This window comes from Pseudomonas sp. MYb118 (assembly GCF_040947875.1).
Classification (GTDB): Bacteria; Pseudomonadota; Gammaproteobacteria; order Pseudomonadales; family Pseudomonadaceae; genus Aquipseudomonas.
Genome location: NZ_JBFRXN010000002.1, coordinates 3,001,400 through 3,015,102, shown reverse-complemented (window position 1 = coordinate 3,015,102; position 13,703 = coordinate 3,001,400). Strand labels below are relative to the sequence as shown.

Sequence of the window (13,703 nt, the reverse complement as noted above, 5' to 3'; positions counted from 1 at the left end):
TCAGAAATGAATGACGGAACGGATGCTTTTCCCTTCGTGCATCAGGTCGAAAGCCTTGTTGATATCTTCCAGGCCCATGGTGTGGGTGATGAAGGTATCCAGCGGGATTTCGCCGGTTTCGGACATTTCCACGTAGCTTGGCAGCTCGGTACGGCCACGCACGCCACCGAAAGCCGAACCGCGCCATACGCGACCGGTCACCAACTGGAACGGACGGGTGGCGATTTCCTGGCCGGCACCGGCCACGCCGATGATCACCGACTCGCCCCAACCCTTGTGGCAGCACTCGAGCGCGGCGCGCATGAGTTGCACATTACCGATGCACTCGAAGGAAAAGTCGACGCCGCCGTCGGTCATGTCGACGATGACTTCCTGGATCGGACGATCGAAGTCTTTCGGGTTCACGCAGTCGGTCGCGCCCAGTTGCTTGGCGATCTCGAACTTGGCCGGGTTGATGTCGATGGCGATGATCCGCGCCGCCTTGGCCTTGACCGCACCAATGACCGCCGACAGACCGATACCGCCGAGGCCGAAGATGGCCACGGTGTCACCCGGCTTGACCTTGGCGGTGTTGAGCACGGCACCGATACCGGTGGTGACGCCACAGCCCAGCAGGCAGACTTTTTCCAGGGGCGCTTCCTTGGCGATCTTGGCCACGGAAATTTCCGGCAGCACGGTGTATTCCGAGAACGTCGAAGTACCCATGTAGTGGAAAATCGTTTCGCCCTTGTAGGAGAAACGCGAAGTGCCGTCCGGCATCAGGCCTTTGCCCTGGGTCGCACGAATCGCCTGGCACAGGTTGGTTTTGCCCGACAGGCAGAATTTGCACTGGCGGCATTCCGGGGTGTACAGCGGGATCACATGATCGCCGACGGCAACGGAGGTCACGCCCTCGCCAATGGCTTCGACCACGGCGCCACCTTCGTGCCCCAGGATCGACGGGAAGATGCCTTCCGGATCAGCGCCCGACAGGGTGTAGGCGTCGGTGTGGCAGACACCGGAGGCCACCACGCGCAGCAGCACTTCCCCGGCCTTGGGCATGGCGACATCGACTTCAACGATTTCCAGCGGTTTCTTGGCCTCGAAGGCAACGGCGGCGCGCGACTTGATCATGGGAATGCTCCAGTGAATAAAAACGAGACAAGGAGTGTAATACAGCGCACTACAGTGAATAATCCAGGCGAAAGCAAAACATTATTGCTGCACAGGGATAATCATTGATGTCGGAAAATCGCTGGGAAGGCATCGACGAGTTCGTCGCCGTCGCCGAATGCAGCCAGTTCACCGCTGCCGCCGAACGACTTGGGGTGTCCTCCTCGCACATCAGTCGCCAGATCGCGCGCCTAGAAGAGCGCCTGCAAACACGCTTGCTGTATCGCAGCACCCGCCGCGTCACGCTGACCGAGGCCGGGCAGACCTTCCTGCAGCATTGCCAGCGTTTGCAGGATGGTCGCGAAGAAGCGCTGCGCGCGGTCGGCGATCTCGCCAGCGAGCCCAAGGGCATGTTGCGCATGACCTGCGCCGTGGCCTATGGCGAGCGTTTCATCGTGCCGCTGGTGACGCGGTTCATGGGCCTGTATCCGCAACTGCGCATCGACATCGAGCTGACCAATCGCCAGCTCGACCTCGTGCATGAGGGGCTGGACCTGGCGATCCGCCTGGGTCGATTGCAGGACTCGCGCCTGGTGGCCACGCGACTGGCGCCGCGACGCATGTACTTGTGCGCGTCACCGTCCTACCTGGAACGGTACGGCCGCCCCCACAGCCTGTCGGAACTGAGTCGCCACAACTGCCTGATCGGCAGCTCGGACCTCTGGCAACTGGAGCAGAACGGGCGGGAATTTTCCCAGCGCGTACAGGGAAACTGGCGCTGCAACAGTGGCCAGGCGGTGCTGGATGCGGCGTTACAGGGGGTGGGGTTGTGTCAGTTGCCGGACTATTACGTGCTTGAGCACCTCAAGAGTGGTGCGTTGATTTCACTGCTCGAGGCGCATCAGCCGCCGAATACGGCGGTATGGGCGCTTTATCCACAGCAGCGGCATCTGTCGCCGAAGGTGCGCAAGTTGGTGGATTACTTGAAGGAAGGGTTGGCGCAGCGGCCTGAGTATCGGGGTTAGACGGTAGTCAGAAGATTTGGGTTGTTAGGTCTGCCGCCATCGCGAGCAGGCTCGCTCCCACAGTGTCCGGTGTTGTTGGTGAGTTTGAATTCAACTGGAAACTCTGTGAGAGCGAGCTTGCTCGCGATGGCGGCAGCCCAGACACCCCAGCAATCAAAACCGATTAGCCCACCGCTGCCGCAACCACTCCAGGTCTTCAGGCCGGGTAACCTTGAGGTTATCGGACCGCCCTTCGATCAGCCGCGGTGCCTGCCCCGCCCATTCCATCGCCGATGCCTCATCGGTGACCAGAGCATCGGCCACCAGGCTATCGGCCAGGGCCCGATGCAGCGCGCCGAGGCGGAACATCTGCGGTGTATACGCCTGCCAGATCACGCTGCGATCCACGGTTTCAACCACACGCCCGTGCTTGTCGACACGCTTGAGGGTATCGCGGGCCGGCACCGCCAGCAGGCCGCCGACCGGGTCGTCCGCCAGTTCGACCAGCAGCTTGTCCAGATCTTCCCGACTCAGGTTGGGCCGTGCGGCGTCGTGTACCAGCACCCAATCGTCATCGCCAGCACCCTGGGCATGCAGGTGCAGCAAGGCATTGAGCACCGAGCCGGAACGCTCGGCGCCACCGTCCACCCGCTGAATGCGTGAATCGCCGGCGCACGCCAGGTTGGGCCAGTAGGGATCGTCAACGGCAAGACTGACCACCAACCCCTTGAGGGCCGGGTGATCGAGGAAACAGCCAAGGCTGTGTTCGAGAATTGTGCGCCCGCCCAGTTGCAGATATTGCTTGGGACGGTCCGCGGCCATACGGGCACCGACGCCCGCGGCGGGAATCACGGCCCAGAAGGCCGGTAGTTCGGTGTTCATTGCGCCAGCTGGTAAAGGGTTTCACCGTCCTTGACCATGCCCAGCTCATGGCGAGCCCGCTCTTCGACGGTCTCCATGCCCTTTTTCAGTTCACTGACTTCGGCGTCCATCACCCGATTGCGCTCCAGCAACCCTTCGTTCTCGGCGTGTTGATCCGCGATCTGCTGAGTCAGCTCGGCCACTTGCGCCAGGCTGCCATTACCGACCCACAGGCGGTATTGCAGGCCAGCCAGAAGCAGTAGCAGGACGAGGAACAACCAATTGGGACTGCGCATCGAAATCCGGGTATCCAGTGAAAAAAGACAGCCATATCAAAACAAATCGTCTGATAGCACGAAGCCTGGATGAACCAGGCTTGTGCTTTCAGGCATCAGATTAGTGCCAAAAACCTCATTGCAGCGAGTTTTTCGACATAATCCGTTGTTTCTTTACATCAACCGCGGAATTCGCCGCGACCGTTGTACTTGGCCTTGCCGTTCAACTGCTCTTCGATACGCAGCAGTTGGTTGTACTTGGAGACGCGATCGGAGCGGCACAGGGAGCCGGTCTTGATCTGGCCAGCCGAAGTGCCCACGGCCAGGTCGGCGATGGTCGAATCTTCGGTTTCGCCGGAGCGGTGCGAGATCACGGCGGTGTAACCGGCGGCCTTGGCCATCTGGATGGCTTCCAGGGTTTCGGTCAGGGTGCCGATCTGGTTGAACTTGATCAGGATCGAGTTGGCGATCTTCTTGTCGATGCCTTCTTTCAGGATCTTGGTGTTGGTCACGAACAGGTCGTCACCGACCAGCTGGGTCTTCTCGCCGATCTTGTCGGTGAGGATTTTCCAGCCAGCCCAGTCGGACTCGTCCAGACCGTCTTCGATGGAGATGATCGGGTAACGCTCGGTCAGGCCTTTGAGGTAGTCGGCGAAACCTTCAGCGGTGAACACCTGGCCTTCGCCGGCCAGGTTGTACTTGCCGTCTTCGTAGAATTCGCTGGCAGCGCAGTCCAGAGCCAGGGTCACGTCGGTGCCCAGCTTGTAACCGGCGTTGGCCACGGCTTCGGAGATCACTTTCAGGGCGTCTTCGTTGGAAGCCAGGTTCGGCGCGAAACCACCTTCGTCACCCACCGCAGTGTTCAGGCCACGGGCCTTCAGCACGGCTTTGAGGTGATGGAAAATTTCGGTGCCCATGCGCAGGCCTTCCGAGAAGGACTTGGCGCCCACCGGCTGAACCATGAACTCCTGGATGTCGACGTTGTTATCGGCGTGTTCGCCGCCGTTGATGATGTTCATCATCGGAACCGGCATCGAGTAGACACCCGGGGTGCCGTTCAGGTTGGCGATGTGGGCGTACAGTGGCAGGTCCTGGTCCTGGGCAGCGGCCTTGGCGGCGGCCAGGGACACGGCGAGGATGGCGTTGGCGCCCAGGGTGGCCTTGTTGTCGGTACCGTCGAGCTTGATCATCGCCAGGTCCAGCGCTTTCTGGTCGCTTGGATCGGTGCCCTTGAGCAGGTCGCGGATCGGGCCGTTGATGTTGGCAACGGCTTTCAGGACGCCTTTGCCCAGGTAACGGCTCTTGTCGCCATCACGCAGCTCGAGCGCTTCACGCGAGCCAGTGGAAGCACCGGACGGCGCGCAGGCGCTGCCGATGATGCCGTTATCGAGAAGCACGTCCGCTTCCACGGTGGGGTTGCCACGGGAGTCGAGAACTTCACGACCTTTGATGTCGACGATTTTAGCCATTGTTGTAACCACTCCAAAGTTGACGAAAACGACGCAGCTAGAGGAAATCTTTGACCGTCGGCAAGTGATGTGCAGCGGGGCAGACTTGCAGACGATGATGCTCAGGCCCGAGGGCCTGAGCATTAAATCGTGCGATACGATACCGGAGAAATGAAGGTTACGCGGTTTCTACCGTCGGAAAACTCTTCACCAGTTCGTCCAGAGCCTTGAGCTGGGCCAGGAATGGCTCCAGTTTGTCCAGGCGCAAGGCGCAAGGGCCGTCGCATTTGGCGTTGTCCGGGTCCGGATGGGCCTCGAGGAACAGGCCCGCCAGCGACTGGCTCATGCCGGCCTTGGCCAGGTCGGTGACCTGGGCACGGCGACCGCCGGCCGAATCGGAACGACCGCCGGGCATTTGCAGCGAGTGGGTCACGTCGAAGAACACCGGGTATTCGAACTGCTTCATGATGCCGAAGCCGAGCATGTCGACGACCAGGTTGTTGTAGCCGAAGCTCGAACCGCGCTCGCAGAGGATCAACTGATCGTTACCCGCTTCCACGCACTTGTTCAGGATGTGTTTCATTTCCTGAGGAGCGAGGAACTGGGCTTTCTTGATGTTGATCACCGCACCGGTCTTGGCCATGGCGACCACCAGGTCGGTCTGGCGCGACAGGAAGGCCGGCAGCTGGATGATGTCGCAGACCTCGGCAACGGGCACGGCCTGCTCAGGCTCGTGCACGTCGGTGATGATCGGCACGCCAAAGGCTTGCTTGATGTCCTGGAAAATCCGCATGCCCTCTTCCAGGCCGGGGCCACGGTAAGAGGTCACGGAGGAACGGTTGGCCTTGTCGAAGCTGGCCTTGAACACGTAAGGGATACCGAGTTTCTCGGTCACCTTCACGTATTCTTCGCAGACCTGCATCGCCATGTCGCGGCTTTCCAGCACGTTCATGCCACCGAACAGCACCATCGGCTTGTCGTTGGCAATCTCGATATCGCCTACACGGATGATCTTCTGCGCCATAGGGTTCAAGCCTTCTTCTGGTGTTGAGCCAAGGCGGCCTTGACGAAACCGCTGAACAACGGGTGACCGTCGCGTGGTGTCGAGGTGAACTCAGGGTGGAACTGGCAAGCGACGAACCATGGGTGATCCGGTGCTTCAACCACTTCGACCAGCGCGCCATCACCGGAACGACCGGAGATTTTCAGGCCGGCTTCCATGATTTGCGGCAGCAGCTTGTTGTTCACTTCGTAGCGGTGACGGTGACGCTCGACGATCACGTCCTTGCCGTAGCAGTCGTGGACCTTGGAGCCGGCTTCGAGCAGGCAGTCCTGCGCGCCGAGGCGCATGGTGCCGCCCAGGTCGGAGGCTTCGGTGCGGGTTTCGACGGCACCGGTGGCATCTTCCCACTCGGTGATCAGACCCACGACCGGGTGGCCGCTGGCGCGGTCGAACTCGGTGGAGTTGGCGTCTTTCCAGCCCATGACGTTACGTGCGAACTCGATGACCGCCACTTGCATGCCCAGGCAGATGCCCAGGTACGGCACCTTGTTTTCGCGAGCGTATTGAACGGCAGTGATCTTGCCTTCCACGCCACGCAGGCCGAAGCCGCCAGGAACCAGGATCGCGTCGACACCTTCGAGCAGCGCGGTGCCCTGGTTTTCGATGTCTTCGGAGTCGATGTAGCGCAGGTTGACCTTGGTACGGTTGCTGATGCCGGCGTGACTCATCGCTTCGATCAGCGACTTGTACGCGTCCAGCAGCTCCATGTACTTGCCGACCATGGCGATGGTGACTTCGTGCTCAGGGTTGAGCTTGGCGTCGACCACGGCGTCCCACTCGGACAGGTCGGCACCGCCGCATTGCAGGCCGAAACGCTCGACGACAAAATCATCCAGGCCTTGCGAGTGCAGGATGCCCGGGATCTTGTAGATGGTGTCAGCGTCTTCCAGGCCGATCACCGCACGTTCTTCAACGTTGGTGAACTGCGCGATCTTGCGGCGCGAGGAAACGTCGATCGGGTGATCGGAGCGGCACACCAGCACGTCAGGTTGCAGGCCGATGGAACGCAGTTCCTTGACCGAGTGCTGGGTTGGCTTGGTCTTGGTTTCGCCGGCGGTGGCGATGTACGGCACCAGGGTCAGGTGCATCAGCATCGCGCGCTTGGCGCCGACTTCGAAACGCAGCTGGCGGATGGCTTCCAGGAACGGTTGCGATTCGATGTCACCCACGGTGCCACCGATCTCGACCATCGCCACGTCGGCATCGCCGGCGCCCTTGATGATACGGCGCTTGATTTCGTCGGTGATGTGCGGGATGACCTGGATGGTCGCACCCAGGTAATCACCACGACGCTCTTTGCGCAGCACGTGCTCGTAGACACGGCCGGTGGTGAAGTTGTTGTTCTGGGTCATGGTCGTGCGGATGAACCGCTCGTAGTGGCCCAGGTCCAGGTCGGTCTCGGCGCCGTCATGGGTGACGAACACTTCGCCGTGCTGGAACGGGCTCATGGTGCCCGGGTCGACGTTGATGTACGGGTCCAGCTTCAGCATGGTGACCTTAAGCCCCCGCGCCTCCAGGATGGCCGCCAATGATGCCGATGCAATGCCTTTCCCCAAAGAAGAAACAACACCGCCCGTGACGAATATGTAGCGCGTCATGAAAAACCCTAGAAGTCTGCGTTAAAGCGGTCCGAGCCGCCGGGGAAAGCGAAGGAAGGCCGAAGCCCCCGATCACCTGCATTAATCACAGTGCACCTTTCAAAAAAACCGCCGCGTTGGGACAGACCGTGAGATGAAACTCCGGTTCGTTGCTCGCTACACATTTTTTGGAATCGCCCAGCAAAGACTGCTTGGTAATCGGCAACTCCTGCAATTCAGGCGAATCCACAGAAGTTGTATCAAGAAGGGAGCGTAGTCTACCGGAAAGCCCCTTTCAGCTCAAACCTTGATCTTCGCAAGGTGGCTGCCAATGCAAACGCCAGCCCTCCTGCACGTCACCGTTCAAATCCGCCAGGTTGGCCACCGCCAGCAGTTGCTCATCGCGATACAGCAGCGGCAATCTGCCACGGACAAAACCCGGCACGCCGCGTTCGTTGAGCAAACGCTTCAGATCGCGGTGGCCGCGACCCGGCAGTTGCATGACCTCGCCGCCTTGACGATAGCGGACATGCAGCGACCCGGCGGGCAACCGCCCCGAGAGGGTCACCACACCGTTGTCCGCCAGCACCAGGGGTTTGCCGGGTTCGTCCCAACGGCTGGCCGCGGGTGGCAATCGCAGCCAGGCCCCCGACAGCCACCAGATGCGCCCGCCGGCCCGATGCAACTCGCCGTCGGCCAGGCGCCAGAGCGGCCGGGCATCGCCGGTGGCATCACGCAGGTCCTGCCAACCCGACCAATGGTCGCTGTCCGGCAAGCGTGTCAGGGGCGCGAGCCAATGACTGACGGCGTTGCGCTGGCGAGCTTCGGACAACGACAAAAGCGCTGACAATTGCAGTGACGGCAGACCGAGCCAATCGAAGTCGCCGCCCGTACAGGCCGGCGCCAAGTCCATCTGCGCCAGCTCATCCAGCAAGCCCTGGGCTTCAGCAAGGTGCGCAGCGCTGCGGGCCATGTTCGCCACCGCCTGTGGCCAACGCGCGGCCATGACGGGCAGCACCTGATGGCGCAGGAAGTTACGGGAGAACTGCCGATCCTGGTTGGAGGGGTCTTCGATCCATTGCAGTTGATGCGCGAGCGCATAGGCTTCCAGCTCCGCCCGCGTGACATCGAGCAGCGGGCGCAGCAAACAGCCCTGCCCCAACGGACGCTGATACGGCATCCCGGACAGCCCCCTGACCCCTGCCCCACGCAGCAGTCGAAACAACAGGGTTTCCGCCTGATCGTCCCGGTGCTGGCCGGTCAGCAGCACGTCGTTGGCCCCGGTGGTGCCCACGAACGCAGCATAACGCGCATCACGCGCGGCCCGTTCGAGACTGGCACCAGGCAGCACCTGCACGCGCACGACCTGAAGCGGCACACCCAGGGCGTCGCACACCGACTGGCAGTGCTGCGGCCAGGCATCGGCGGCGGATTGCAGCCCGTGATGGACGTGGATGGCCGCAAGGGACGGCAAAGGATGGGATCGAGCTAGCGAGGCCAGCAGGTGCAGCAGGACGGTGGAATCGAGACCACCGGAGAAAGCGATGCGCCAGGTTGCGGCATTGCGCCACGGAGCGAGATTCTGCAGAAGCCGGGCAGCTAAATCAGGCATGGGCTGGCTCATATTCATCATCTCGCACAAAACAACTGTGGGAGCGAGCCTGCTCGCGATGGCTGCTTAACATTCAACAAATGTGTTGGCTGTTATACCGCAATCGCGAGCAGGCTCGCTCCCACAGGAGGGGATGAAGCGAAGCCTGATTACAGGCCGTAGCTCATCAGGCGCTCGTAACGACGGGCCAGCAGCGCTTCGTTATCGAACTTCTTGAGCATCGCCAGTTGCGAGCTCAGTTCAGCGCGGATCGAGGCAGCGGCAGCGGCCGGGTCGCGGTGAGCGCCACCCAATGGCTCGCCGATGACCTTGTCGACGATGCCCAGGCCTTTGAGGCGCTCGGCAGTGATGCCCATGGCTTCGGCGGCATCCGGCGCTTTTTCGGCGGTTTTCCACAGGATCGACGCGCAACCTTCCGGCGAAATCACCGCGTAGGTCGAGTACTGCAGCATGTTCAGCTGATCGCACACGCCAATGGCCAGTGCACCACCGGAACCACCCTCACCGATCACGGTGGCGATGATTGGGGTTTTCAGGCGGGCCATCACACGCAGGTTCCAGGCAATCGCTTCGCTCTGGTTGCGCTCTTCGGCGTCGATCCCCGGGTAGGCGCCCGGCGTGTCGATGAAGGTCAGGATCGGCATTTTGAAACGTTCGGCCATTTCCATCAGGCGGCAGGCCTTGCGGTAGCCTTCAGGACGCGGCATGCCGAAGTTGCGGCGAACCTTCTCGCGCACTTCGCGGCCTTTCTGGTGACCGATGATCATCACCGGCTGGTCATCCAGACGCGCTACACCGCCAACGATGGCGGCGTCGTCAGAGAAGTGACGGTCGCCGTGCAGTTCGTCGAACTCGGTGAAGATGTGCTCGATGTAGTCCAGGGTGTATGGGCGCTTGGGGTGACGCGCCAGACGCGCGATCTGCCAGCTGGTCAGCTTGCCGAAGATGTCTTCGGTCAAGGTCTTGCTCTTGTCCTGCAGGCGGGAGATCTCATCGCCGATATTCAGCGAATTGTCGTTACCGACCAAGCGCAACTCTTCGATCTTGGCTTGCAGGTCGGCGATCGGCTGTTCGAAATCTAGAAAATTCGGGTTCATAGGCGTCCGTCTTGGGTCGACCACCAAGAGAGCTTGGGCCGGCCGGTTGTCTATTCGCGCCCTACCTTAAGGGAGAGGCGCGTTCAGGTCGAGATTAAAAATCGGTTTGGATCAGGGCAAAGTGATGGCACTGCCCGTCATCGGTATTGGAGGAAGACGTTGTCTCGCCCGAACTGGTCACGCAAGGCTTGAATCAACGCATCCGCCGGATCTATTCGCCAGCCTTCACCAAACTGCAACAAAGCCTTCGCATCGGGGCTGGTGTACTCCATGGTGATCGGGCACGCACCGCGATGACGCTTGAACAGGTCGCCCAACCAGCGTAGCTGATCGCCCTTGAGGTCCTGGGTCTGCACCTTCAGGCGCAGGCTTTCGGCCAGGTTGGTGCGCGCATCTTCCATGCTCATCACCCGCTTGACCCGCAGCCTCAGGCCACCGGAGAAATCGTCGTTGCTGACTTCGCCTTCGACCACCACCATCGCATCGGTCTGCAACAGCGCCTGCGCGGAGTGGAACGCATCGGCGAACAGCGAAGCCTCGATCCGCCCCGAACGGTCGTCCAGGGTAATGAAGCCCATCTTGTCGCCCTTTTTGTTCTTCATCACCCGCAGGGCAATGATCATTCCGGCCACGGTCTGGGTGTCACGCGCCGGCTTCAGGTCGATGATGCGCTGACGGGCAAACCGGCGGATCTCGCCTTCGTACTCGTCGATCGGGTGACCGGTCAGGTACAGGCCCAGCGTGTCCTTCTCGCCTTTGAGCCGTTCCTTGAGGGTCAGTTCCTTGGCCTTGCGATGATTGGCGTAGACGTCGGAATCCTCTTCGACGAACAGGCCGCCAAACAGGTCGGCGTGCCCGCTGTCGTGGGTCCTGGCCGTTTGTTCGGCGGCCTTGATCGCCTCTTCCAGCGCCGTCAGCAGCACCGCGCGATTGCGGTCGATGTTGGCCTGGTAGGCTTTGACTTCGTCATGGAAATAAGGCCCCAGGCGATCCAGCGCACCGCTACGGATCAAGCCGTCGAGGGTGCGCTTGTTGACGCGCTTGAGGTCGACACGGGCGCAGAAGTCGAACAGGTCCTTGAACGGACCGCCCTGGCGCGCCTCGGTGATCGCCTCGACCGGACCTTCACCCACCCCCTTGATCGCGCCCAGGCCATAAATGATGCGGCCCTCGTCGTTGACGGTGAACTTGAACTCCGAGGTGTTCACGTCCGGCGCATCGAGGCGCAGTTTCATGCTGCGCACTTCCTCGATCAAGGTCACGACCTTGTCGGTGTTGTGCATATCCGCCGAGAGCACCGCGGCCATGAACGGCGCCGGGTGGTGGGTCTTCAGCCACGCGGTCTGGTACGACACCAGGCCATAGGCGGCGGAGTGGGATTTGTTGAAGCCGTAACCGGCGAACTTCTCCACCAGGTCGAAAATGTTACCGGCCAGGTCAGGGTCGATGTTGTTGGTGGCGCAACCTTCGATGAAACCGCCGCGCTGCTTGGCCATTTCCTCGGGCTTTTTCTTACCCATCGCCCGACGCAGCATGTCCGCACCACCGAGGGTGTAACCGGCCATGACCTGGGCGATCTGCATCACCTGTTCCTGGTACAGGATGATGCCGTAGGTCGGTGCCAATACGGGCTTGAGGCCTTCGTACTGGTAGTCCGAGTGCGGGTAGGCCAGCTCGGCGCGACCGTGCTTGCGGTTGATGAAGTCGTCCACCATGCCCGATTGCAAAGGGCCCGGACGGAACAGGGCCACCAGTGCGATGAGGTCTTCCAGGCAGTCGGGCTTGAGCTTCTTGATCAGCTCCTTCATACCCCGCGATTCAAGCTGGAACACCGCCGTGGTTTCGGCCTTTTGCAGCAGGTCGTAGGTTTTCTTGTCATCGAGCGGGATGAAGTCGATGTTCAGGTCATCCAGGCCTTGCTTGGCCTGTTCGCGGTTGATGGTCTCCATCGCCCACTTGATGATGGTCAGGGTCCGCAGACCGAGGAAGTCGAACTTCACCAGGCCCGCCGCCTCGACGTCGTCCTTGTCGAACTGGGTCACCAGGCCGCCGCCCTCTTCATCACAGGCGATCGGCGAAAAGTCGGTGAGCTTGGTCGGCGCGATCACCACGCCCCCGGCGTGCTTGCCGGTACCCCGGCACACGCCCTCGAGCTTGAGCGCCATGTCCCAGATTTCCTTGGCGTCCTCGTCGACCTTGAGGAAATCGCGCAGGATCTCTTCCTGCTCGTAGGCTTTCTCCAGGGTCATGCCGACTTCGAAAGGAATCATCTTCGACAGGCGGTCGGCCAGGCCGTAGGACTTGCCCTGCACCCGCGCCACGTCACGCACCACCGCCTTGGCGGCCATGGTGCCGAAGGTGATGATCTGGCTCACGGCGTTACGCCCGTAGGCGTCGGCCACGTACTCGATCACCCGGTCGCGGCCGTCCATGCAGAAGTCGACGTCGAAGTCGGGCATGGAGACCCGTTCCGGGTTGAGGAAACGTTCGAACAGCAGGTCATAGGCCAGCGGGTCGAGGTCGGTGATCTTCAGCACGTAGGCCACCAGCGAGCCGGCACCCGAACCCCGGCCAGGACCCACCGGTACGCCGTTGTTCTTGGCCCACTTGATGAAGTCCATAACGATCAGGAAGTAACCGGGGAACCCCATCTGGATGATGATATCCAGCTCGAACTTCAGGCGATCGAGGTAGACCTGGCGCTTCTCTTCGTAGTTGGGCGTGGTGTCTTTTGGCCAAAGGACCGCCAGACGCTCTTCCAGACCCTCGTGGGACACGTGGCGCAGGTAATCGTCGATGCCCATGCCGTTGGGCGTCGGGAAATCCGGCAGGAAGTGCTTGCCCAGCTTGACGTCGATGTTGCAGCGCTTGGCGATCTCGACGGTGTTTTCCAGCGCTTCGGGAATATCGCTGAACAGCTCGGCCATTTCCTCGGCGCTTTTGAGGTATTGCTGGTCGCTGTAGTTCTTCGAGCGCCGGGGATCGTCGAGCGCGCGCCCTTCGCCGATGCAGACACGGGTTTCGTGCGCTTCGAAGTCGCTCTGCTTGATGAACCGCACGTCGTTGGTCGCCACCAGGGGCGCGCCGATTTTATCCGCCAGAGCCACCGCACCATGCAATTGCTCTTCATCGTTGACGCGGTTGGTGCGCTGGATTTCCAGGTAGAACCGGTCGTCGAACACCGCCATCCACTCGCGCGCCAGGGTTTCGGCTTCGTCCGGGTTGCCATTGAGCATGGCCATGCCGATTTCGCCTTCCTTCGCCGCCGACAGCATGATCAGGCCGGCATTGGCCTCGGCCACCCACTCACGCTCGACGATGACCATGCCATTGCGCTGGCCATCGAGAAAACCACGGGAAATCAGCTCGGTCAGGTTGCGATAACCCAAGGGGTTCATCACCAGCAGGCTGATGCGACTCAGCGGTGCTTCCGGATCCTTGTTCGCCAGCCACAGGTCGGCACCACAGATCGGCTTGATCCCGGCGCCCATGGCGTTTTTGTAGAACTTGACCAGCGAACACATGTTGTTCTGGTCGGTCACCGCAACGGCAGGCATGCCCATGCCGACCAGGGTCTTGACCAGCGGCTTGATCCGCACCAGACCGTCGACCAGGGAAAATTCAGTGTGCAGGCGCAGGTGAACGAATGAAGCCGGCATAGTGATCCTGTCTAG

The 13,703-nt window shown here is 61.2% G+C and carries 10 protein-coding genes; 1 reads left to right on the top strand and 9 read right to left on the bottom strand.

Annotated elements, in window-relative coordinates; all coding sequences use genetic code 11:
- Positions 1-1,113 (bottom strand): S-(hydroxymethyl)glutathione dehydrogenase/class III alcohol dehydrogenase, encoded by a 1,113-nt coding sequence (locus ABVN20_RS19525; RefSeq protein WP_368557330.1) that lies wholly within the window; start codon positions 1,111-1,113, stop codon positions 1-3.
- Between the two features lie 107 nt (positions 1,114-1,220).
- Between ABVN20_RS19525 and ABVN20_RS19520 the strand changes: the two genes are divergently transcribed.
- Positions 1,221-2,117 (top strand): LysR substrate-binding domain-containing protein, encoded by an 897-nt coding sequence (locus ABVN20_RS19520; RefSeq protein ID WP_368557329.1) that lies wholly within the window; start codon positions 1,221-1,223, stop codon positions 2,115-2,117.
- 153 nt (positions 2,118-2,270) lie between these two features.
- Here ABVN20_RS19520 and ispD read toward each other — a convergent pair whose 3' ends face one another.
- From ispD to dnaE, 8 genes are all read right to left on the bottom strand, one after another.
- Positions 2,271-2,978, bottom strand: coding sequence for a 2-C-methyl-D-erythritol 4-phosphate cytidylyltransferase (ispD, locus tag ABVN20_RS19515; RefSeq protein WP_368557328.1), 708 nt, complete (start codon positions 2,976-2,978; stop codon positions 2,271-2,273).
- The gene (gene ftsB / locus ABVN20_RS19510) at positions 2,975-3,253 is read right to left on the bottom strand and encodes a cell division protein FtsB (protein ID WP_008028992.1); all 279 of its coding nucleotides are present in this window, start codon (positions 3,251-3,253) and stop codon (positions 2,975-2,977) included. Before ftsB ends, ispD begins: the two co-directional genes overlap by 4 nt.
- Positions 3,254-3,411: 158 nt before the next feature.
- Positions 3,412-4,701, bottom strand: coding sequence for a phosphopyruvate hydratase (gene eno, locus ABVN20_RS19505; RefSeq protein WP_368557327.1), 1,290 nt, complete (start codon positions 4,699-4,701; stop codon positions 3,412-3,414).
- 157 nt (positions 4,702-4,858) lie between these two features.
- The gene (gene kdsA, locus ABVN20_RS19500; protein ID WP_368557326.1) at positions 4,859-5,704 is read right to left on the bottom strand and encodes a 3-deoxy-8-phosphooctulonate synthase; all 846 of its coding nucleotides are present in this window, start codon (positions 5,702-5,704) and stop codon (positions 4,859-4,861) included.
- Positions 5,705-5,709: 5 nt separating this feature from the next.
- Complete coding sequence (locus ABVN20_RS19495; protein ID WP_368557325.1) at positions 5,710-7,341, bottom strand: CTP synthase; 1,632 nt, start codon at positions 7,339-7,341, stop codon at positions 5,710-5,712.
- 274 nt (positions 7,342-7,615) lie between these two features.
- A complete protein-coding gene (gene tilS, locus ABVN20_RS19490) occupies positions 7,616-8,944 on the bottom strand; it encodes a tRNA lysidine(34) synthetase TilS (protein ID WP_368557324.1) in 1,329 nt (442 codons plus the stop codon).
- A 137-nt stretch (positions 8,945-9,081) separates the two neighbouring features.
- Positions 9,082-10,029: an acetyl-CoA carboxylase carboxyltransferase subunit alpha gene (locus tag ABVN20_RS19485; protein WP_368557323.1), complete on the bottom strand. Its 948-nt coding sequence runs from the start codon at positions 10,027-10,029 to the stop codon at positions 9,082-9,084.
- A gap of 137 nt (positions 10,030-10,166) precedes the next feature.
- Positions 10,167-13,688: a DNA polymerase III subunit alpha gene (dnaE, locus tag ABVN20_RS19480; protein ID WP_368557322.1), complete on the bottom strand. Its 3,522-nt coding sequence runs from the start codon at positions 13,686-13,688 to the stop codon at positions 10,167-10,169.
- Positions 13,689-13,703: the final 15 nt, after the last annotated feature.

What these genes read in the sequence shown, in the direction of transcription:
- ABVN20_RS19485 (WP_368557323.1), bottom strand. Translation starts at nt 10,029, where the DNA reads ATGAACCCGAATTTTCTAGATTTCGAACAGCCGATCGCCGACCTGCAA.
- ABVN20_RS19525 (WP_368557330.1), bottom strand. Translation starts at nt 1,113, where the DNA reads ATGATCAAGTCGCGCGCCGCCGTTGCCTTCGAGGCCAAGAAACCGCTG.
- dnaE (WP_368557322.1), bottom strand. Translation starts at nt 13,688, where the DNA reads ATGCCGGCTTCATTCGTTCACCTGCGCCTGCACACTGAATTTTCCCTG.
- kdsA (WP_368557326.1), bottom strand. Translation starts at nt 5,704, where the DNA reads ATGGCGCAGAAGATCATCCGTGTAGGCGATATCGAGATTGCCAACGAC.
- tilS (WP_368557324.1), bottom strand. Translation starts at nt 8,944, where the DNA reads ATGAGCCAGCCCATGCCTGATTTAGCTGCCCGGCTTCTGCAGAATCTC.
- ftsB (WP_008028992.1), bottom strand. Translation starts at nt 3,253, where the DNA reads ATGCGCAGTCCCAATTGGTTGTTCCTCGTCCTGCTACTGCTTCTGGCT.
- ispD (WP_368557328.1), bottom strand. Translation starts at nt 2,978, where the DNA reads ATGAACACCGAACTACCGGCCTTCTGGGCCGTGATTCCCGCCGCGGGC.
- eno (WP_368557327.1), bottom strand. Translation starts at nt 4,701, where the DNA reads ATGGCTAAAATCGTCGACATCAAAGGTCGTGAAGTTCTCGACTCCCGT.
- ABVN20_RS19520 (WP_368557329.1), top strand. Translation starts at nt 1,221, where the DNA reads ATGTCGGAAAATCGCTGGGAAGGCATCGACGAGTTCGTCGCCGTCGCC.
- ABVN20_RS19495 (WP_368557325.1), bottom strand. Translation starts at nt 7,341, where the DNA reads ATGACGCGCTACATATTCGTCACGGGCGGTGTTGTTTCTTCTTTGGGG.